At 60.9% G+C, this 19,773-nt stretch carries 27 protein-coding genes; 21 read left to right on the top strand and 6 right to left on the bottom strand.

All coding sequences use genetic code 11. The annotated features are described in order from the left end of the window. Positions 1-6 precede the first annotated feature (6 nt). The 4 genes from ACYVM5_RS14905 to ACYVM5_RS14890 form a co-directional block, all read right to left on the bottom strand. On the bottom strand, positions 7-558 hold the full coding sequence (locus tag ACYVM5_RS14905; protein ID WP_460618903.1) for a phage tail protein: 552 nt from the start codon (positions 556-558) through the stop codon (positions 7-9). A 95-nt stretch (positions 559-653) separates the two neighbouring features. Then, complete coding sequence (locus ACYVM5_RS14900) at positions 654-1,187, bottom strand: phage tail protein (protein WP_460618901.1); 534 nt, start codon at positions 1,185-1,187, stop codon at positions 654-656. A 497-nt stretch (positions 1,188-1,684) separates the two neighbouring features. Further along, positions 1,685-2,875: a phosphoglycerate kinase gene (locus ACYVM5_RS14895; protein ID WP_460618900.1), complete on the bottom strand. Its 1,191-nt coding sequence runs from the start codon at positions 2,873-2,875 to the stop codon at positions 1,685-1,687. Between the two features lie 76 nt (positions 2,876-2,951). Then, positions 2,952-3,806 carry an N-acetylglucosamine kinase gene (locus ACYVM5_RS14890; RefSeq protein WP_460618899.1) on the bottom strand — a complete coding sequence of 285 codons (855 nt, stop codon included), beginning with the start codon at positions 3,804-3,806 and terminating at the stop codon, positions 2,952-2,954. Between the two features lie 68 nt (positions 3,807-3,874). Here ACYVM5_RS14890 and ACYVM5_RS14885 point away from each other — a divergent pair, with 68 nt between their 5' ends. From ACYVM5_RS14885 to ACYVM5_RS14865, 5 genes are all read left to right on the top strand, one after another. Further along, entirely contained in the window at positions 3,875-4,891 is a 1,017-nt protein-coding gene (locus ACYVM5_RS14885; RefSeq protein ID WP_460618897.1) for a N(4)-(beta-N-acetylglucosaminyl)-L-asparaginase, read from the top strand. Beyond that, complete coding sequence (locus tag ACYVM5_RS14880) at positions 4,888-5,601, top strand: copper homeostasis protein CutC (protein WP_460618896.1); 714 nt, start codon at positions 4,888-4,890, stop codon at positions 5,599-5,601. Before ACYVM5_RS14885 ends, ACYVM5_RS14880 begins: the two co-directional genes overlap by 4 nt. Positions 5,602-5,670: 69 nt before the next feature. Next, the gene (locus ACYVM5_RS14875) at positions 5,671-8,367 is read left to right on the top strand and encodes a D-alanine--D-alanine ligase family protein (protein ID WP_460618894.1); all 2,697 of its coding nucleotides are present in this window, start codon (positions 5,671-5,673) and stop codon (positions 8,365-8,367) included. A 113-nt stretch (positions 8,368-8,480) separates the two neighbouring features. Beyond that, the gene (locus ACYVM5_RS14870; protein ID WP_198075881.1) at positions 8,481-9,242 is read left to right on the top strand and encodes a PASTA domain-containing protein; all 762 of its coding nucleotides are present in this window, start codon (positions 8,481-8,483) and stop codon (positions 9,240-9,242) included. A 148-nt stretch (positions 9,243-9,390) separates the two neighbouring features. Further along, the gene (locus tag ACYVM5_RS14865; protein ID WP_460618893.1) at positions 9,391-11,379 is read left to right on the top strand and encodes a T9SS type A sorting domain-containing protein; all 1,989 of its coding nucleotides are present in this window, start codon (positions 9,391-9,393) and stop codon (positions 11,377-11,379) included. 92 nt (positions 11,380-11,471) lie between these two features. On the opposite strand, the gene ACYVM5_RS14860 is transcribed toward ACYVM5_RS14865, so the two are convergent. Together ACYVM5_RS14860 and ACYVM5_RS14855 are read right to left on the bottom strand one after the other, a co-directional pair. After that, entirely contained in the window at positions 11,472-11,975 is a 504-nt protein-coding gene (locus ACYVM5_RS14860) for a fasciclin domain-containing protein (protein ID WP_460620189.1), read from the bottom strand. A gap of 570 nt (positions 11,976-12,545) precedes the next feature. Continuing rightward, the gene (locus ACYVM5_RS14855; protein WP_460618892.1) at positions 12,546-13,154 is read right to left on the bottom strand and encodes a helix-turn-helix domain-containing protein; all 609 of its coding nucleotides are present in this window, start codon (positions 13,152-13,154) and stop codon (positions 12,546-12,548) included. Between the two features lie 194 nt (positions 13,155-13,348). Here ACYVM5_RS14855 and ACYVM5_RS14850 point away from each other — a divergent pair, with 194 nt between their 5' ends. The 16 genes from ACYVM5_RS14850 to ACYVM5_RS14775 all read left to right on the top strand — a co-directional run bounded on the left by ACYVM5_RS14850 (position 13,349) and on the right by ACYVM5_RS14775 (position 19,770). Then, positions 13,349-13,537, top strand: coding sequence for a hypothetical protein (locus ACYVM5_RS14850; protein ID WP_460618891.1), 189 nt, complete (start codon positions 13,349-13,351; stop codon positions 13,535-13,537). A gap of 4 nt (positions 13,538-13,541) precedes the next feature. Beyond that, positions 13,542-14,336 carry a phage antirepressor KilAC domain-containing protein gene (locus ACYVM5_RS14845; RefSeq protein ID WP_460618890.1) on the top strand — a complete coding sequence of 265 codons (795 nt, stop codon included), beginning with the start codon at positions 13,542-13,544 and terminating at the stop codon, positions 14,334-14,336. A gap of 132 nt (positions 14,337-14,468) precedes the next feature. Further along, entirely contained in the window at positions 14,469-14,915 is a 447-nt protein-coding gene (locus ACYVM5_RS14840) for a hypothetical protein (RefSeq protein ID WP_460618889.1), read from the top strand. 59 nt (positions 14,916-14,974) lie between these two features. After that, positions 14,975-15,352 (top strand): hypothetical protein, encoded by a 378-nt coding sequence (locus ACYVM5_RS14835; protein ID WP_460618888.1) that lies wholly within the window; start codon positions 14,975-14,977, stop codon positions 15,350-15,352. Between the two features lie 91 nt (positions 15,353-15,443). After that, entirely contained in the window at positions 15,444-15,683 is a 240-nt protein-coding gene (locus ACYVM5_RS14830; RefSeq protein ID WP_460618887.1) for a hypothetical protein, read from the top strand. Between the two features lie 12 nt (positions 15,684-15,695). Beyond that, positions 15,696-15,998 carry a hypothetical protein gene (locus ACYVM5_RS14825; RefSeq protein WP_460618886.1) on the top strand — a complete coding sequence of 101 codons (303 nt, stop codon included), beginning with the start codon at positions 15,696-15,698 and terminating at the stop codon, positions 15,996-15,998. Between the two features lie 2 nt (positions 15,999-16,000). Then, a complete protein-coding gene (locus ACYVM5_RS14820) occupies positions 16,001-16,327 on the top strand; it encodes a hypothetical protein (protein ID WP_460618885.1) in 327 nt (108 codons plus the stop codon). Beyond that, complete coding sequence (locus ACYVM5_RS14815) at positions 16,324-16,452, top strand: hypothetical protein (RefSeq protein ID WP_460618884.1); 129 nt, start codon at positions 16,324-16,326, stop codon at positions 16,450-16,452. The genes ACYVM5_RS14820 and ACYVM5_RS14815 overlap by 4 nt, the downstream gene beginning before the upstream one ends. A 5-nt stretch (positions 16,453-16,457) precedes the next feature. Continuing rightward, positions 16,458-16,850: a hypothetical protein gene (locus tag ACYVM5_RS14810; RefSeq protein WP_460618883.1), complete on the top strand. Its 393-nt coding sequence runs from the start codon at positions 16,458-16,460 to the stop codon at positions 16,848-16,850. A 3-nt stretch (positions 16,851-16,853) separates the two neighbouring features. Continuing rightward, positions 16,854-16,991, top strand: coding sequence for a hypothetical protein (locus ACYVM5_RS14805; RefSeq protein ID WP_460618882.1), 138 nt, complete (start codon positions 16,854-16,856; stop codon positions 16,989-16,991). Between the two features lie 20 nt (positions 16,992-17,011). Continuing rightward, on the top strand, positions 17,012-17,869 hold the full coding sequence (locus tag ACYVM5_RS14800) for an adenine nucleotide alpha hydrolase family protein (protein WP_460618881.1): 858 nt from the start codon (positions 17,012-17,014) through the stop codon (positions 17,867-17,869). 84 nt (positions 17,870-17,953) lie between these two features. Next, positions 17,954-18,502: a hypothetical protein gene (locus tag ACYVM5_RS14795; protein WP_460618880.1), complete on the top strand. Its 549-nt coding sequence runs from the start codon at positions 17,954-17,956 to the stop codon at positions 18,500-18,502. Then, positions 18,495-18,698, top strand: a complete 204-nt coding sequence (locus ACYVM5_RS14790) for a hypothetical protein (protein WP_460618879.1) — start codon at positions 18,495-18,497, stop codon at positions 18,696-18,698. The genes ACYVM5_RS14795 and ACYVM5_RS14790 overlap by 8 nt, the downstream gene beginning before the upstream one ends. After that, the gene (locus ACYVM5_RS14785) at positions 18,695-18,913 is read left to right on the top strand and encodes a hypothetical protein (RefSeq protein ID WP_460618878.1); all 219 of its coding nucleotides are present in this window, start codon (positions 18,695-18,697) and stop codon (positions 18,911-18,913) included. The genes ACYVM5_RS14790 and ACYVM5_RS14785 overlap by 4 nt, the downstream gene beginning before the upstream one ends. Then, entirely contained in the window at positions 18,914-19,507 is a 594-nt protein-coding gene (locus tag ACYVM5_RS14780; RefSeq protein WP_460618877.1) for an ERF family protein, read from the top strand. Beyond that, entirely contained in the window at positions 19,504-19,770 is a 267-nt protein-coding gene (locus tag ACYVM5_RS14775) for a hypothetical protein (RefSeq protein WP_460618876.1), read from the top strand. Before ACYVM5_RS14780 ends, ACYVM5_RS14775 begins: the two co-directional genes overlap by 4 nt. Positions 19,771-19,773: the final 3 nt, after the last annotated feature.

Raw genomic sequence — 19,773 nt, 5'->3', positions numbered from 1 at the left:
TTTGGTTTATTGCCGCGGCGGGAATATTCCCTGTAGAGCAATAAAGTAGCCGAGCGCCAGGTAGGGCTGGTGGTTGTCGTGGGGCTGGCTGCCTCCAATTACGGTCGTCGGGCCGTTCACCATGTTGGCAGCCATGGTTCCCGTGGAGCCGCTGCCAAATGCGTCGCCGCCGCTCACCGCACCAAAATACCCCCCTGCTGGCGAGGCTGCCGTGGCGCTACCGCCCACGGCCACCGTAGCCGTACCCAGCGTGTGGGTATGGGCCGGCATTTGCGTTTGGTCCAATGTCACGGTTTCGGTGCCTACTTGCGTTCCTTGCGGATAGCTGCTCAGGCCAGGGCCCTGGCCCATGCCCACAATGGCCCGGCCGCGCAGGTCAGGCAAGCCGAAGGTGGTGGTGCCGTTGCCCCCAAAAGTGGTGCCCAGCAACGAGAACAAGGCCGTATACTGCCTAATGGCCAACAATTGGCCACTGCACGGCGCCCAGCCGTTGGTGGTGAAGTTGGAGCTGCTGCCGCCGTAGGGCATAATGCGAATTTCTCCCACGAAAGGGTCCATGATAGTAAATGAAAAGAGGGTGAAAAAGGAGACTGAAAGATGTGCTACTTAAAGTGGTGCTACTTAGCGCCAGCCTGAGGTATACCAGCCAATGGCTACACAGTAGCCAGCCGGGGGCGGCGCAGGTGCACCAACCGCAATTCGGCTACGCCCGTGGTAACGGCCGGCGCGTTGGCTACTTTCACCACGCAAAGCTGGCCCAGCGCCACCCCGCCGGGCAGTTGGTTGGCGGCCCGGGCGGTCAAATCGGCCATTTCATGGCGCATATCGGGGAGGGCGAAGGTGCTGCGACCATTGCCCCCGTAGGTAGTGCCCAGCAGGGCAAACAGGGCCGGAAAGTCGGCAATGGGCAATTCGCGGCCGTCGCAGCGGAGCCAGCCTGCGGGCACAGCAGTGCCCGTCAGCAGTTTCACCATCCCAATAAATTCGTCGCCGCCCACAAGGTCGGAAGCCGGCATCGGCTGGACTGCGGACGCTACCGGGCTGGCCAGCAAAGCGGTAGGTGTTGCCAACAAACCGGTACCGAGCAGGGCACTCAGCCCTTTCAGCCAGCTCCGGCGCGACGCAAGTTGGGGCTGGGCCTGCGCCAAAACCTCCTGAGTAGTAACCTGAGTAGGGTGTGTAATCATATTTTAAATGGGATTCTAGTAGGAAAAGTGAGGTAAAGGTACACTTTGCCACACTATAATAAGCTGCTCAACATTAATTAATCTTAAGATTTAGAAGTCAGTGCATTTTAAGGATGTTGCAACCTTAAATCCAGCGCAAAAGAACCTGCGCTTTACTCCTATACCAGCACCTTAAAAAGACACGCAGCGCACTGGAAAGGCAGTTTAAAGAAGTATTTCTTCGTGTCTGGCACAGTACGTTCACGTTTATATAATTAATATATGATTTTATGAATACAATCTTGAAACATCCCAAAAAGTCGCCCGAATACTTCAAGCGTGAACAACACCACAAAATACCGGCACTGGCATCTGCGATAATAGCGTAGAAATACGTGGTTCGTAAACCTGCCCCGGATGATTTTACCAAAGCTGCAAAAGCACAACACCCACCGGCTTCGGCTGCCAAAGCAACCGAAACCGGTGGGTGTTACGAGGTTCAAAGGCCAGCTAAGCCCTTAGCCGAGAGCCGTTACGCCGGGCAGTTCTTTGCCCTCCATGTACTCCAGCAGCGCGCCGCCGCCGGTGCTGATATAGCTCACCTGGTCGCCAAAACCGAGCTGCTGCACGGCCGCGGCCGAATCGCCACCGCCGATGAGCGAGTAGGCCCCGGCTGCCGTGGCCTCGGCAATGGCGCGGGCCACAAACTCGGTGCCGAGCGAGAAGTTGCTCATCTCGAACACGCCCATCGGGCCGTTCCAGAGGATGGTCTTGCTGTTGCGGATGACTTCGGCAAAGGCCTCGCGCGAGTCGGGGCCGAGGTCGAGGCCCATCCAGCCGTCGCGAATGCTGGTGTTGGCGGCCACGTCCACGTTGGCGTCGTTGGCGAATTTATCGGCGATGAGCGAGTCGGACGGCAGCATCAGGTTTACGCCTTTGTCCTTGGCTTTCTGGATGAGCTGGCGGGCCAGGTCCACTTTGTCGGCCTCCAGCAGCGAGCTACCGACGTGGCCATTCTCGGCCACGGCAAAGGTGTAGGCCATGCCACCACCGATGAGCAGGTTATCTACCTTATCGAGCAGCTTTTCGATGATGAGAATCTTGTCCGAAATCTTGGCCCCGCCCATGATGGCGGTGAAGGGCCGCTCGGCATTCTCCAGCACCTTTTTGGCGTTGTCGATTTCGGACTGCAGCAGGTAGCCGCCCACGCGGTCCTGCGGCGCGAAGCTATTGGCCATCACGGCCGTGGAGGCATGGGCGCGGTGGGCCGTGCCGAAAGCATCGTTCACGTACACGTTGCCGAGCGCGGCCAGCTTGGCGGCGAAGGCCGGGTCGCCGGCCTCCTCTTCCTTGTAGAAGCGCACGTTGTCCAAGAGCAGGACCTGGCCGGGCTGGAGAGCTGCCGCTTTCTGGGCCGCTTCGGCTCCGAGCACGTCGCCCCCAAACTGCACCTCGCGGCCGTATTCCTGCGAGAGGCGCGCCACGAGGCTTTCGAGCGAGTATTTCTGCTCGTAGCCGCCCTTGGGCCGGCCCAGGTGCGAGAGCAGCACCACGGAGCCGCCGTCGTTCAGGATTTTCATCACCGAGCGGGTGGCCATGCGGATGCGCGTGTCGTCGGTGATGCGCAGGTCTTTGTCGAGCGGCACGTTGAAATCGACGCGCATCACGGCGCGCTTACCGGCGAAATTGTAGGTATCGAGGGTGTTCATGGGGTTGTGGGGACTTGGGGTGATGGTGGCGCAAAAGTGCAGCGCTTTCGCAGATTTACCTGCTTACCGGCAAAACTCATTCGGGGTTGGGTGCAAGGTGATGGCGCACCAGTGCTTCAATCGGCGTTTCCAGAATCTGGCCCACGGCCATGCCGTGGCGGGCAGCCGCAGTGGCCAGCGCCTCCCGAAAATGGTAGCCGATAGAGCCCACGCAGTTAAACGTATAGCTTTGGTAATCGGGGTAATGCGTGACAATTTGCGCAAAAAACGCATCGAATGCCTCCCCTACCACGGCCTGGCAATAAGGCTCGGCATGATGCTGGCCGGCAAACCGGGCGAAGCCGGCCAGGAAGCGGTTGGGCGAAGGCTGGTTGTAAAGCCGGTCCAGTACTTCGCTGACTTCGCCCAACTGGTAAGTCGCTCTAAATTTATCGGCCAGGTTCTCAGGCAGGCGGCCGCGCAGGTAGTCACGCAGCAGTATCCGGCCGATGGACGTGCCCGAACCCTCGTCGCCGAGCGAGTAGCCCAGCGACTCCACCACCTGCGTAATGCGCTGGCCGTCATACAAACAGGAGTTGGTGCCCGTGCCCAATATGGCCGCAAAACCCGGCTGGTGGCCCAGCAGCGCCCGCGCCGCCGCCAGCAAATCCTCGGCTACCTGCACCTGCCGCGCCTGCGGAAACACCTGCCGCAGCGCGCCGGCCACTATCTCCGCTTTGGCCGGCGAGAGCACACCAGAACCATAATAATAGATGGCGCTGATGGGGGCCTGGCGCACCGCTGCGGGCACGCCCCGCGCCAGCGAGGCGGCAATGGCAGGCGTGTCCCAGAAATAGGGATTGTAGCCTTCGGTGCTGAAATAAATGGGGTGGGCGCCGCTCAGCAGGCACCAGTTGCAGGTGGTTGAGCCGCCGTCGGCGAGGAGTAGCATAGTGCAGCGAAAGTACGCGGGAGCTGGCGGCTGGTGTATCTTTCGCCGACTCAATTTATCCTGTTAATATGTCGTCTCGCCGGAAATTTCTGCACACTTCCGCCGCCGGGCTGGCCGGGCTGGCGGTGGCCCCGCTCGCCGCCGTGGCTTTGCCGGCCGCTCCAGTGGTGGGCAAGCCCATCGTGATTTCGACCTGGGACGCGGGCGTGAATGCCAATAAAGGCGCCTGGAAAATTCTCGGCCCGGGCGGTTACGCCCTCGATGCCGTGGAGTCTGGCGTGATGGTAACCGAGGCCGAGCAGGGCTGCTGCGTGGGCCTGGGCGGCAACCCCGACCGCGACGGCGTGGTGACGCTGGATGCCTGCATCATGGACGAAAAATTTAACTGCGGCGGCGTGGCCGCGCTGGAGCGCATTAAGCACCCCATCAGCGTGGCGCGGCGCGTGATGGAGCGCACGCCGCACGTGCTGCTGGTGGGCGAGGGCGCGCAGCAGTTTGCCGTGGCCCAGGGCTTTCCGCTGGAGCCGCGCAAGCTGAGCACCGATGCCGAGAAGGCCTATAAGAAGTGGCTCGAAACCAGCCAGTACAAGCCCGTCGTCAACATTGAGAATTCTAAAAGCCGGCCCAACGGCCCCGTGGGCGGCCCCCAAAACCACGATACCATCGCCATGCTGGCGATGGATGCGCAGGGCCGCATCTGCGGCAGTTGCACCACCAGCGGCATGGCCTTTAAGATGCGCGGCCGGGTGGGCGACTCGCCCCTCATCGGCTCCGGGCTGTTTGTGGACCCGGCCGTGGGGGCTGCCGCGGCCACCGGCCAGGGCGAAGACGTAGTGCGCATTGCCGGGGCCCACACCGTGGTGGAGCTCATGCGCCAGGGCCGCTCGCCGCAGGCCGCCTGCCAGGAGGCCATCGGGCGCATTGCTGCCATCAAAGGCGTGAAAGCGAAAGACATTCAGGTGGCCTTTATTGCTCTAAACAACCAGGGCCAGACGGGAGCCTACGCCCTGCAAAAGGGCTTCAACTTCACGGTGAGCATTACCGATGCGCCAGTGCTGCGCGACAGCGAATTCCTGTTGAAATGAGCCGAATTCTGGAAATATGCGCGGCCTCGCTGGCTTCGGCCCGGGCGGCGCAGGCGGGCGGCGCGCACCGTATCGAGCTGTGCCAGAACCTGGAGCAGGGCGGCACCACGCCTTCCTACGGGCTGATTCGGGCGGTGCGGGCGCAGCTTCAGATTCCGGTGTTTGTGCTGATTCGGCCCCGGCCGGGCGGCTTCGTGTACGATGCTAACGAGCTGGCCATCATGCGGGGTGACATTGAAATATGCCGCCAGCTGGGTTGTGAGGGCGTAGTGCTGGGGGTGCTCGATGCCACCGGTCGCGTGGATATGACTGCCTGCCGACACCTTATTGAAACGGCTAGTGGCCTACAAGTCACCTTTCACCGCGCCTTTGATGCCTGCCCGGACCAGAGCCAGGCGCTGGAAGATGTCATTTCTCTGGGCTGCCAGCGCGTGCTGACCTCGGGCGGACGGGCCACGGCGTTGGAAGGGCAAAGCCAACTGGCCGCACTGGTAACGCAAGCGGCGGGGCGCATTAGCATAATGCCGGGCGCGGGCATCAACGGCGATAATATTCAGACGCTTGCGAATAGCACCGGGGCGCAGGAATTTCATGCCAGCGCCAGGCGGCGGGTGCCGGCCGACCCGGCCGCCGGGCTGTTTCGGGCCGAACGTTTTGAGACGGACGCGGTTTTGGTGGCCGAGCTGGTTGCCGTGGCGCAGACTTTGTAGCCCGCGCCAGTCGGTTGTTCACTCGCGGACTGCAAGTCCGCGCTACGGGTTCTTACCTTTGCCACACTTATGAAAATCGGTATTTTTTTCGGAGGCACTTCGCGCGAGCGGGAAATTTCTTTCGCCGGCGGTCGCACCGTGTTTGATAACCTGGACAAGGCGCTGTTTCAGCCCATGCCCATCTTCGTTGATAGCCTGGGGCAGTTTATTCTGCTCGACTGGCAGTTTATTTACAAGGGCACCATCCGCGACTTTTACCCGCCGGTGAGCTCGCAGCCGCCCTCGCTGCACCATTTGCAGGTGTACATCGAAAGCCTGGGCGAGCTGAGCCACGACGAGAAGTTCGAGGCCATTGCCAAAGTGGGCCGCAAAATTGACGCCGAGCAGCTGCCGCTGCTGATGGACTTTGCCTTTCTGGCCCTGCACGGGCCGGGCGGCGAGGACGGCGCCATCCAGGGCATGCTGGAGTGGCTGGGCATTCCGTACTCGGGCTCCGGCATTCTGCCTTCGGCGTTTGGCATCGATAAAATCGCGCAGAAAAACCTGCTTAAGGCGCTGGGGCGGCCCACGCCTGACTTCCGCGTCATCACAGCCGAGGAATGGGACCGTACCGACCACGCCGCCACCCTCGCCTACCTGGTGCGCGAGCTGGGCCTGCCGCTGGTGCTGAAAGCGCCGCGCCAGGGCTCCAGCATCGGTGTCAGTATTCTGAAAACCGATGACTTAGCCAAATTTGAGGCCGCCATCGACAAAAGCCTGTTCCGTAAAACCGTGACGCGGGCCGACTGGCAGCGCCTCGGCGAGCAGGACCAGATTGCTTGGGTGCAGCACCTCACGGACATCCGCGAAGGAATCGGGCTGCCTGTGGTTCTTGATGACGACGCTGCCCCCATCTACCACCCCGAAACCCTGCTTTTCACCCTGAATGAGCGGCTGGAAACGGCCGAGGAAGTGCGCCTGACCAACATCGACGGCGAAACTCAGGTGCTGGTGGAGAGCTTCGTGGCCGGCCGCGAGTTCTCGTGCATTGTGGTGGAAGACCCCGACGGCGCACCGCTGGCCCTCCCTCCCACCGAGATTGTGAAGGGCGAGGAGATGTTCGACTACCGCTCGAAATACCTACCCGGCCTGGCCCGCAAAGTCACGCCCATTGACTTGCCGGAGGACAAAATCCAGGAAATCCGCGAGGCTTGCGAGGAGATGTTCCGCACCTTCGGCTTCCAGGTGTATGCGCGTCTGGATGGGTTTGTGGGGCACGATGGCCGGCTGTTTCTGAATGACCCGAACACGACTTCGGGCATGCTCCCGGCCTCGTTCTTCTTCCACCAAGCGGCTGAGATTGGGCTGAACCCGAGCCAGTTTCTCACCTACCTCATTCGCACCTCGCTGGCGGCCCGCCGCCGCGCCGGCCTGCGCCCGGTGAAGCTAGGAACGCTGCTCAACACGCTGGATACGGCCGTGGCTGGCCGTCAGCACGAGGCCACCGAGCGCATCCGCGTAGCGGTGATAATGGGTGGCTACTCGTCGGAGCGCCACATTTCGGTGGAAAGCGGGCGCAATATTTTTGAGAAGCTGAGCTCGTCGGCCAAGTACGCGCCGGTGCCGGTGTTCCTCACGGGCTCGGCGCAGGAGCACAAGCTCTACGTGCTGCCCATCAACGTGATGCTGAAGGACAACGCCGACGACATCCGCGAGAAAATCGAGCACGCCGAAGCCGGCGAGGCTCCGCACCCCATCCTGGCCCGCATCCGGCAGGAGGCCAGCGTGATTACCAGCACCTACGCCGGGCAGGCGCTGGCCCAGCCGCGTCGCATCTCGTTCGAGGAGTTGGCCGACATGGTGGATGAGGTTTTCATCGCCCTGCACGGCCGGCCCGGCGAGGACGGCGCGCTGCAGCAGGAGCTGGAACGCTTCAACCTGCCCTATAACGGCTCGGGCGTGGCCAGCAGCAGTGTCACCATCAACAAGTTCGAAACCAACAAGCGCCTGCGCGAAGCTGGCCTGCTAGTGGCCGAGCACCGCATGGCCAACAAGCTGGAATGGCAGGCCGACGCCGAAAGCTTCTACCGCTCGCTCGAAACGCAGTTCCCCTACCCCTTCATCGCCAAGCCCGCCGACGACGGCTGCTCCTCGGCGGTGAAGAAAATCAAGAACCGCGCGGAGCTGGAAGCTTTCAGCCAGCTCATCTTCCGCACCGAAGAAGACCTGATGCCCGGCCCGGCCGAGGTACTGAGCCTGGGCTTCAAGGAGGAATTCCCGCGCAAGGATGCCTTCCTGGTCGAAACCCTCATCAGCCGCGACGGGGCCGCGCATTTCCTCGAAATCACGGGCGGCCTGCTGACTTCCTATGATGAGGACGGCTTGCTCGACATTGAGGTATTTGAGGCCAGCGAGGCCCTGGCTACCGGCGAGGTGCTGAGCCTGGAGGAGAAATTCCTGGCTGGCGAAGGCCAGAACATCACCCCCGCCCGCTACGACGTGGACCCCGTGGAGCGCCAGCGCATCTCGAACGAGGTGAAGGCCGTGCTGCGCCGCGTGGCCGAGGTGCTCGATATTCAGGGTTACGCCCGAATTGACGCCTTCGTGCGCGTGCGCCAGGAGGGCGAGGTGGAGGTGCTCATCATCGAGGTGAACTCACTGCCGGGCATGACGCCGGCCACCTGCATCTTCCACCAGACGGCGCTGGCCGGCTACACGCCGTATCAGTTCATCGACCGGATTCTGGAGTTCGGCAAGGAGCGGGCGGCGAAGGCAGTGAACAGTTAACAGTGAGCAGTTATCAATACGCAATGGCTCACCATTTCCCAACGCTGTGCCTTTTTTCTTCCTAACCAACCATATCTGTTAACTGCTCACTGTTAACTGTTCACTGAATTTAAATGGCTTTCCTCACCTCCAATACCCCGCTCGACGTTGTGAAGCACCTCGTGCTCATTGCCGTGGCGGGCCTGCTGCTCGTGCTGGGCTTTTTCTACGTGTATTTGCCCGTGAGCACCCACCACGGCGAAACCATCACCGTGCCCAAAGTGACGGGCATGAACGTGGCCGACCTCGAAGCCTACCTCGATGAGCGCAACCTCAACTACTTCGTGGACGACTCCAGCTACAGCCCCAACATTCGCCCCTTCACCGTGCTGGTGCAGGACCCCGCGCCGGGCGAAAAGGTGAAGGAAGGCCGTAAAATCTACCTGCAGGTGAGCATGAAAAACCCGCCGGTGATTAAAATGCCCAAGCTCACCGACGGCTCTTCTAAGAATGCCATGCTCATTCTCAAAAGCTACGACCTCGTGGTGGGCCAGATTCAGCTGGTGCCCGACCTGGCTTCCGGCGCGGTGCTGAAGCAGCTGGTAAACGGCAAGGAAATCGCGCCCGGTGCGCCCATTGCCAAAGGCACTAAAGTCGACCTCGTGGTAGGCGACGGCCAGGGCAACCAGACCTTCGCCGTGCCCAACCTCATCAACATGCCCGAGGATGAAGCCATCACGCTGCTCGTAGGCCAGGGCCTGCAAAAAGGCGAAGTATTTGAGCAGCCCGCCGAAGAAGGCCAGACGGCCGGCACGGTGGTGCGCCAGCGCCCCGTGGCCGGCCCCGATGCCACCATCCGGATGGGCCAGCTGGTGGATATCTGGGTGGCAAAATAAGCTGTTAATTTTCAGCGCAAAGCGGTGCTTTGCGTCGCCGCACCCGGGCAGCTTTTTTCGCCGGGACGGCGGCGCGGGGCACCGCTTCGTCGTAATGCACTTTTCCGGACGCTTTGGTCGTTAGGCTCTCAACCTTCTGCTAACTATTATGATGACACGATTCCACACGTTGTCCCGGCTTTTACTGCCGGCGCTGCTGCTGAGTGCGGGCACGGCTGCAGCCCAGCTTTCCCCATCCGAGCCCCTATCGGCCGACCCGGGCCGGGCCTCTTTCGCGCCCGCGGCCGCCACCCGCGCCCAGTTGCGCGGCACTGCGGCACTGACTCTGCCTTTCTTCGACGACTTTACCACGCCGCTCAACGGTGCGCCCAACCCGCTGAAATGGGTGCCCACCGGCGGCGCGTTTGTGAGCAACCGCCTGGCCATTCAGCCCCTTACCCGCGGGGCCGCTACCCTCGATGGCCTCCGTGCCAATGGCCAGAGCTACAGCGGCCAGGTCAATAGCGTGTATGGCCCCATCGACTCCCTGGTGTCGCAGCCCATTGGCCTGGGTGGCCTCACGGCCAACGACAAAGTGGCGCTCAGCTTTGCCTGGCAGGCCGGCAGCATCGTGAGCGCGCCCAACGCCAACGGCAGCACCACGCCCGTGCGGCTGGAGTTGTTTGTAAAAACCGATGCCAACGCCTGGGAGCAGGTCTGGGTGTACAATGCCCAGCGCGTGCGCACCGGCTTCCGGCAACAGGTGGTGCTGCTGGACCAGGCCAAATACCTGCACGGCAACTTCCAGTTCATGTTCGTTGCCAGCGGCAACAACTCCGATAATCACGACAACTGGAGCGTGGACTATATCCTGCTGGACCGGGGCCGCACGGCCGGCTTGGCCGATACCACATTTCTGGACTCGGGGGCCGGGGGTGGCCTCACGGGCGGCAATCCTTCGGGCGGAATGCGCAGCCCTCTGCGCCGGTTTGCCTCGATGCCGGTCTGGCAATTCAACGCCGCCTCGCCGCCCAGCAGCGAGTTGACCGCCAGCCTGGGCGTGAACTACAGCAACCTGCGCAGCAGCCTGGCCCCGCTCAACGTGAACGTGCTGGGCACCGTGCAGCAGTTGCCGGCCGGCCCGGTGCTGGGAAACTGGCTGCAACGCAGCCTACCGCTGGGTACGCTGCCCCGCCTCACGCCCGTGACCGGCGCGGCCAGCGCGGTGGCCCTGCCCGCTACCCCCGATGCCAAGCGCCTGCGCTATACCATGGCCCTGAACTCGCAGGAGCAAAACCCGCTCACGCTTTCCAACGACACGATTTATCGGGATGTGGAACTGGCTAATTACTACGCTTATGATGATGGCACCGCCGAAAGCTTCACCAACCTGCTGCCCTACCCCACCGGCCAGCAGTCGGCCTTCGCCTACCGCTTCGACCTGAACCAGCCCGACTACGTGCGCGGCCTGCGCCTGTACCCAGTGTACCCCGGCTCCACGGCGGCGGCCGGCAACCGGACGTTCGACTTTGATGCCCGCCCCGTCACCATCAGCGTGTGGGGCGATTTGAACGGCCGCCCCGACCCCACTCCCCGGGCGTCCAAAACGGCCACCATCCCGGCCGCGGCCACTATTTCGAGCGGCTGGCAGTACTATCAAATTGACTTCGACCAGCCCGTGCCGGTATCGGGTATCTTCTACGTCGGCTTTTCGCAGCCCTCCACTTCGGCCGGCCGCATCCTGCCCTACGGCCTCGACCTTAATAGCAGCTTCCCGGCCCAGCACTTGGTACGCCGCGACAACGCCGGCGTGTGGGACACCACCAATTTCGCCTCCGGCCGCGGCGCCCTCATGATGCGCCCCGTGATGACCAACAACGTGGCCACCGCTACCACCGCCGCCCGCACCGCCGCTGCCTACAGCCTTTACCCCAACCCCGCCTCTGCCGGGCACGGCCACGGTACCGTAAGCATCGCCGGGCCGGGATTTGCGCGGGCCGCGCTACTCGATGCGCTGGGCCGTGTGGTGTGGGAGCAGCCCGCGGCCCAGGCCGGCAACGCCACCCTGCCCCTGCCCGCACTGCCCGCCGGCCTCTACACCGTCCGCCTGACCCTGGCCGACGGCCGCACCATCGGACGAAAGCTGGTGCTGGAATAGCCCCGCCCGCATTTGTCAATCAACAAAAAAAAGCCGCCCGGACAATCCGGACGGCTTTTTTTGTTGGGGTGGAGAAAGCCGATTTGGCTGATTTATTTGGCCGGCATCAGCACGGTGTCAATTACATGGGTCACGCCGTTGCTCGACATTACGTTAGGGATGGTCACGGTGGCCATGCCGCCTTTGGCATCTTTCAGCATCACGCCGCTGCCGGATTTCATCACCGTCAGCTGCTCGCCTTCCACGGTGGTCAGCACCTGGCCATCTTTGAGGTCGGCGGCCGTGAGGCGACCGGGCACTACGTGGTAGGTTAGGATTTTGGTGAGCGTGGGCTTCATTTCGGGCGTCACCAGCGAGTTCACGGTGCCGGCGGGCAGCTTATCGAAAGCCGCATTGGTTGGAGCGAACACGGTGAAGGGGCCGGCACTTTTCAGGGTCTCAACCAGGCCGGCAGCTTTCACAGCGGCTACCAGCGTAGTGTGGTCGGCGCTGCCGCCGGCATTGTCCACGATGTCTTTGTCGGGGGTCATCATGGCCCCGCCCACCATCACGCCGCCGGTGCTGGTGGTGCTCATGGCGTCGCCGGTCATGGCCATATCGCCTTTGCGGGGCGTGGTTTTGGATTTCATCTTATCGCCGGCGTCCGATTTGCCTTTCACTTTCATCTTGCCATCGTCGGCCATTTTGGTCTTCGTCGTCATGCCGTCGGCTTTCGTCTTGGTCTTTTCGTCGTCGCTTTTGGTCTTCATGTCCTGCGCGAAGGCGGTGGCCGAGCAGGCCACGGTGAGGGCGAGGGCCGCAAAGAATGGTTTCGTGTTCATGGTGGTGGGAGTTGGAGTGAGAGAAATAGTTGTTATCCAGCCTATACGGCAGCGCAGCAGCATTGGGTTTTATACCTCTGAACTTACCCGCATTAATAATTTATATATAATATATAGAATAAATATCATTTACAAAGCACTCTTCTGCCCGATATTCACTGGTGCCTACATTTCCTTAATCCAGTACAAAGCCTGCCTAATGGCAGATGAAATAAAAAACCCCGTTTCCAGCTTGGAAACGGGGTTTTTGGTGGCCACGTTAGAACGAAGTCTTTTGGCCGTACCGGATTGGTCTTTAGCAGCTTAGCGCCCGCCTAACCAGCCAGGAACCCGAATTGGGACCCGTTAGGCTGTTTTTTTTAGGAGGTAGCCTTCCACGGTGAGCGGTTGGGCCAGCGCCTCATCGACCCACGCGTAGCGGTGGCCCGGGGCCACGCGCATGTGGGTGACTTGGCGGCCGGCTTGCTGGAACCCCACCTCGGGGCTCAGCGCAACCGCTGCGTACTCACCGTAGACGCTCTTTCCCGGCGCGTCGGCCAGGCCCGGAAACTGCGGGGTCAGCAGCTGCTTGAGCAACTCAATGGTTTCGGCCCGTTCGGCGGCTATCTGCTTCCAGTAGTTGCCGTCCTCCCCTTCGCGGTTGATGCGCAGGGTGCCGGGGGCGGGCTTGGCCTCGCTGGGCACGGCGGGCGGGAGTTGGGCGGCAGAATCCATCTTTGGATTTACGCCGGTGCGCGGCTCGCCTTTGCCGGTCAGCAGCCAAACGGCTGTGTCGGGGTAACGGTCCGCGATGGCCTCCAGCGTATCGAGGCTCGGGCGATTCTTCCCGGTCAGGACGTTGGAAATGGTTTGGTGGCTTAGCCCGGTCTGTTTGCCGAACTCATACGGGGTGATGTCCAGCTCCTCAATGAGCCGGGCCACCCGTTGCGCCGCAGTTAACGGTTGGGGTTCCATAAAGTGTGAGGTTGGTGAAGACAGTGTGAAAGTTCTTGCGCGTTCAAAACTTATTGCCTAGCTTTGCGTAGTCAGTAAGCAATAAGCTTACGCGATTGACGTTGCGAAGGTACAAGACTTTTTGAACATACAATAAACTTTTTCCTATAATGGCAATACCCAAAGCAGAAGGCCGCGATGAATTCAACGCTGTTATGGACAAACTGCTGCCCGACCTAAAGGCCGGAGGCCGCGACTATTCGCGTGAGGCTGCGCTACTTACGCCCAACATTGACCGGGCTAAGCTGCAAATGGCCGTCAACAAGCGCACGGTGTATTGGGAGGCAATTCCCGCCCTGAAAAAACTTCTTGAAAAGCGTCAGCAAACCTTTCAAACGGCATAATCTTATGGAATCACTCATCACCCTCGCCAACGGCGATGTGACCGCCCCCGACAAGCTGCGGCACTATTTTGATACGGTTTTCGCGGCGGAGGATAGCGGCGAAGAGTTCCCGGTTACCATGTCGGGCGGCATTTGGCGCATTGGCTACACGCGCAAGGACAATGCCGTGGCCGCGCTTCGCAAAACGTTTGTCGAAGGCGTTGATTATCAAGTTTCCCTGAAAGTTCAGGAAAACCCCGAAGGCGGCCGGCCCGAAGAAGAATACAGCCTCACCACCTCCTGTGCCGAATACTTTGCTGTGCGGGCCAACCGGGAGGTGTTTGAGGTGTACGTGAATTGCCGGAAGGCCATTAAGAACATCTTGCGGGGCAACATGCCCGATTTCTCCGACCCGGTAGCGGCTGCCCGCGCCTGGGCCGATGCCGAGGAAGGAAAGCGCAAGGCATTGGCAGAAGCCAGTGTATCGGCGGCCCAACTTGAGCAGGCCCGGCCAAAGATTGAATTTGCGGAGGCCGTAGCCATTGCCGCCAACTCCGTGCCCATGTCAGCCGCCGCCAAGTACCTAAAGCTGCCCGGCGTTGGCCGCAACAAGCTGTTTCGGATGCTGCGGGCCGATAGAATCCTGCAAGCCAACAACGAGCCGTACCAAAGCCAGATTGATGCGGGGCATTTCGAGGTTGAGCCGCAACATTATAAGGCTGGCGAAAAGGGCGAGCGAATTGCTGGCACCACGCGGGTAACCGGGAAGGGATTACAGTACCTGCAAAAGCGGTATAAGAAGCCCGTGGGAAACATTTGACCGTATATGCCCGAACTTTTGAATATCTTTCTTGCACGTTCAAAACTTCTTGCATAATATTGTCGTATCAAAAGGCACTCCCGCCACCCCCACCCCGCCGCCGCTCGTGCGGCACTAGCCCCAGAAGAAGCTATGAGTAACCAGACCGCTGCCGCCATCCCTGCCGAAATACTTGCGATTGCCCAGCAGGTGCAACAGCAGGATAATTCTTGGCACATAACCAGTCACCCGCAATATGAGGTGCGCCACAAGGAGCGTGTGTACGGGTCTGATTTTCAAGAGGAGGATGGGGTAGTGTGGATTGATAAGCGGATAAGCGAGCCAGCCGGCCAGAGCACGGCCAACCTAATGGAGGCGCGCTATCGGAAGGACTACACCACCGAGACGGAGAATTTTCGCCGCTGCCCTTACAAGGAGGTAGACCAAACCATTCAGGTATTCTTTTCCGAGGCTGCCGCGCGCCGATTCATGCAGCGCAACGCCCACAATTACAGCCCTATGCACCTCTACGTGGAATCAGGATGCCGCAACGAAGAGTGGCAAACTATCCGCAACTGGCTGCTTTCCCTCCCCGCCTAGCCTCCCCCATACACACGAAGCCCGCCAAAAATCACTGTTCACTTTTTCATTTCAACGCCATGCCCCAAGATACTCGCATTCAAGTCCCCATAGTTTACAGCGCTGGCCTTTCGCTGGAACAAATCATCAGCATGCCAGTGGCCCCGATGTATCGCCAGCCCGAAGCAGGCGAGCGGACGTGGTTCGTGAATAGCCCTGTCAAGTGCAAAGACGGCACGACGCTCAGCGTGCAGGCCAGCGAAGGCCACTACTGCACGCCGCGCGAAAACAACCCGCCTTACTCCGCCGTGGAGGTTGGCTTTCCGACTGCCGACCCCGGCGCGGACTGGCTGCAACACAAAGACAATCGGCACAGCGGCGATTTCAAAGACGTGTACGCCTACGTGCCCGTCTGGAAAGTGCGTGCCTTCATCGAAGCCCACGGCGGCCCCGCCTAGCCCCTCCTAAACGCACACAAGGCCCGCCGCGGACACGACGAGCCTTGTAAACCACTGTCAAAACTCTCATTTCAACAGCCGCAAAGTTACCATGAAAATCAACACTGACCCAATTGAAAAACCCCGCGTCAACCTCGCCGAACTCAATGAAGTAGTGGCCCGCTTGGCGGCTGCTGACTTCCCCGGCCGCAAAGAGCATCACGTCGAAGCTCAAGGCGCGGCCCTGGTGATGCAGGAGCCCCGCTACAAAGAGGAAGTGCCCTACTACCTCTACCACCGCCGCGCCCGCCTCACGCGCTTCACGCAGGCCGCCTCTTCCCTCTCTGCTTAATCACTGGAAGCCATGACCGAGCAAGAACGCCAAAAGCTGCAGGTAAAGGTAGCCAGTTGCCCCACCTGCAAGGGCTGGATTACACAGGCCGCCTTCCCGTGGTGCGAAGAAGATGCCGACAGCCAGCAGGGATTCGCCGCCCACATCAAAGACGGCGATACCGTCGAAGTAATGACCGTGGGCGAGGGAATGCTGCTTTCCTATTGCGAGTGCTACAAGCTGCGCAAAGCCGAAGCCGCCGCCTCTAAAGCAACCAAGAAAATGGGCAAGGCTGCTGCCAAAACAGCCAAGTTATTCAACTCATTCAGCCTGTAGCCATGCAGACGCCTTCCTATCCCATGATGCCCGCCATCCCCGCCGGCAACTACAGCCCCCTTTCGCCGCTCACCGATGCCGTGAAAGCCTACACCGAAGCCGCTATCAGCCTCTGCGCCCCGCACGGCCTGCGCCCGGTCTGCTTCATCGAATCCGACAATACCGGCCTGCACATGAACATCGAGGCCCGCGACAAAGAAGACAACGTGTACTGCACCGGCATGGGCACTGACCCGCTGGTGGACCTGCAGCGCCAGTTGCCTCAGTCGCACGCCGCCGCCTGCGACCGGCAGGAGCGCACCACGGGCTTCATGCAGCGGAAAGCATGAAAGTGCCCGCTGACTTCACCTACCACGGCCCTGTCTGGGGCCTGCGCCCCGCCCTGATAGCGGCCGTGAAAGCCGCCCATGCTGCCGCAACCGCCGCCGCCCTTCCCCACCCGCTTATCCGCTAACCGTCATGTCTGACTGCAACAACCTTCTTCGCCAAGCCGGGCTGGCCTTTATCGGCCTCACGGTAGAAGCCTCCATTTCCGGCAAAGCCAACGGGCTGCATCTGCCTGTGCTGCGCTACTCCCTCACCGTGTCGGGCAAAGGCCTGAGTGAGTCGATTACCACCACGGCCGCCACGGAAACGGACGCTATTGCCGAGGCCAAGCGCCGGGTGGCCATCAACAAGCGCAGCACGGCCACGCTTGACGTGTTGCGCCAGCTGCGGGGCGATTGGGATGCCGACGAGCGCGAAGATGCCCGGCACAAGATGCTCACCGCCCGCACCTACACCGACTTCTGCGAGGTCGTGAAGAAAGTCCAGATAGCCGACCAGCAGAAGCGCCAGCAGCAAACCGCCTGAGCCATGCCCGACTACGACGACTACACCCAGGCCGACCACGAAGCCGACACGGCCGGCGGGCGCTTCTGCGATGCCACCGAGGCGCTGGCCTATCACTGCTACGCCTGCCCGCTGCTTGATGAACCCGAGCTGCTTTTCTAAACCGCTTTTCACTTACTCCAATGATGCCCGAAACCCCACGAGTAATCAGCAACAGCGGTGGCCGCACGTCGGCTTACCTAACGCTGCGCGAAATGGAAAAAGGGCTAGGCCCGAACGATTACGTCATTTTCTGCAACACAAGTAAGGAGCGGGAAGAAACGTACGAGTTCCTACACCGCCAAGAAACGGAACTAGGGGTGCCGCTCATCTGGCTCGAATACTGCCGCTTCAACAAATGGAAGCGCGTCAGCTACGAAACGGCCAAGCGCAACGGAGAGGTATTTGAGGAAATGCTTCAGAACAGGCGACTTTTTAGTCGCCTGTTCCTCCCTCACGCGCTGGCCCGCTTTTGCACAGTTGACCTGAAAATTAAGGTAATCGAGGCCTTCATGCGCAGCCAGGGCCACGGACTTCAAACCGTGCGCAACGTCGGCAAGCGCAAGGCCATTATCAAGAAAACCGGCGACTACGAACAGTACGAAAACCTGGTGGGCATCCGGCATGATGAGCCCCACCGCTGGCACTTGCAGGATGAGGAAACCAATCGGATGTACAACGTGCTGCCGCTGGTTCGGGGTCGGGTAACCAAGCCCATGATACTCAATTTCTGGGCCAACCAGCCATTCGACTTAGCCCTGCCCCCCCACCAATCCAATTGCGACCTCTGCTTTCAGAAGGGCTATTTAGAAATCCTGGCCGACCTGCAACGGGAGCCCGAGCGCGGCCAGTGGTGGGCCGACGTGGAAGAAGTAGCCAAGGGCACTTTCCGCAAAGAACACCGCATGAAAGACCTGATGCACCGCGCCAAAACCCAAACGCTGATACCGCTGGACGTGCTCACCAAAGCGCCTAGCATAAGCTGCTTTTGCGGCGACTGACCCCGCCGCCGCCCACTAACCACACGGCCCGCCTGAATCAGAGGCGGGCCGCTCAATCACTTCACTTAAACAGCCGCAAAGAACATGGATTTACACGACTTAATTACCGCCCTCGAGAAGCAAGACCCCTCTATTGTTGTAAAGCACGGCTTTCACAACCCGCATTCGTGGCGCGGCATTTACAGTGAGCTGGCCTTTGAGCCGACCGAAAACATCAGCGTTGGCGACATGCTGGCTGCCGCTAAGTCGGCACTGGGCACAACCTATGAAGGCTGGAAAGGCGGTGACTTTGTAATGCAAGGCTATACCGAAGTTCACATTGCCAACGAAGGCGAAGGCAGCGACATGGCCCTGCGTCTACTGGTGCAATCATTTGCCAATCGGTCGGCCGCTCTCTCTGCTCCAGTAGGAGGAGACGTGGCAGGGCAGGCCGATGAGGCGCTGATGGATGCAGTTGCAGAGCTATTGGAAGTCGCAACCCTTCGGGGCGACAACGAATTGCCCCACCCAGGCGATGACCCGAAAACGTGGACTAGCCGAATGCAAGCTGCTTGGCATGGGTTGGCCGATGCCTATCAAGCCGCCCTGCCCACCGCCCCACTAACGGAGAAAGGAGCCGGCACCCATGCGTAGCATCTCCGAAGCCCGCGACCGCAACGACTACTACCAGCCCGCCCCCGAAGAACTGCCGGCTGCCCCGAAGCATCCCCGCCTGCTGGCCCTGGTGCTGCTGGCCCTGCTGGCGGCCGGCTGTGTCGCCAGCAAGCCCGAATCTCATTCCACTGCCGCCGAATCGGCCGTGCCTACTGTGTTAACTACTGCCAAATGACTGCTGACCAACTAACCATCGGCACTGTGCTGAAATCGCTCACCGAAAGCAAGGTGACCCGCACCATCGAGGACTTCCGCCCCGCCGAGGGCCGCCCGTTCCGGCAGTGGTTCATCAATAGCCAGTGGCTGAACTACGCGGAAATCGACGCCCGCTTCTCCCTTTTCAAGCCAAAGCAGAAGCCCGCCGCGCCTACTGTGTTAACTGCCCGCTAAATGGAAACGTCTGCCACCACCACCGAAATCACCGCTGCCCTACTCTGCTTCCATCAAAAGGCGCTGGTTATTGGTAAGAACAGCCAGAACCCGGCCTTTAAATCCGGCCCGAATGGCAGCGCCAGTAAATACGCCAGCCTCGCCCATATCCTGGAAGGCATTGCCGCCCCGCTGGGCGAGTGCGGCCTGGGCTTTGTGCAGTTCCCCGATGGGGACGGGCTTACCACCCGCCTGCTGCACAAGTCGGGCGAATGGATGCAGGCCAGTATGACCATGCGCCCGGTGCAGAACACCCCGCAGGCGTTGGGCAGCGCCATTACCTATTCAAAGCGGCAATCATTGGTCGCCATTTTGGGCCTGCGCATTGATGGGGACGATGACGGGAATGCGGCCAGCGCCGCCCCTGCCGTCGAAACAAAGCCGCCGGTTACGGAAGCCCAAAAGAGGGAGGTTATCACCTTGATAGCGCACCCCTGCTTCACGCATGAAGCCCGGGCCAACGTGCTCACGGCCCTGAATGGCTGGACGCAGGCCCGCGCCGACAAGGCATTGGCGCAGATAAAAGAGCGGATTGCTGAGTCCGAAGCCGCATGAAGCGCCCCGCCTACTCCAGCGCCACCCCCGGCGCACTGAACCGCTTCCCCACCCCCGAAGCCCGCGCCGAGCCACCGCCCGGCTTCTACACCGATTCCATCGGCACCCTCTACGAGGCCACCAAATCCAAAGCAATGGGGTGGATGCTGCAAAAAGTAGCCCGCCCCGGCCAGCTCTCCACACCCTCCCCCTTTGCCCGCGAAGACTTTCCAACCGCTGTAGCGCGGGGCCTTTTCACCTACCAGCCTAACCCTCTTACCTGAAGC

Source organism: Hymenobacter ruber (assembly GCF_054783255.1).
The sequence above is the reverse complement of the archived record's forward strand: the minus strand, read 5'-3'. Positions and strand labels throughout refer to the sequence as shown.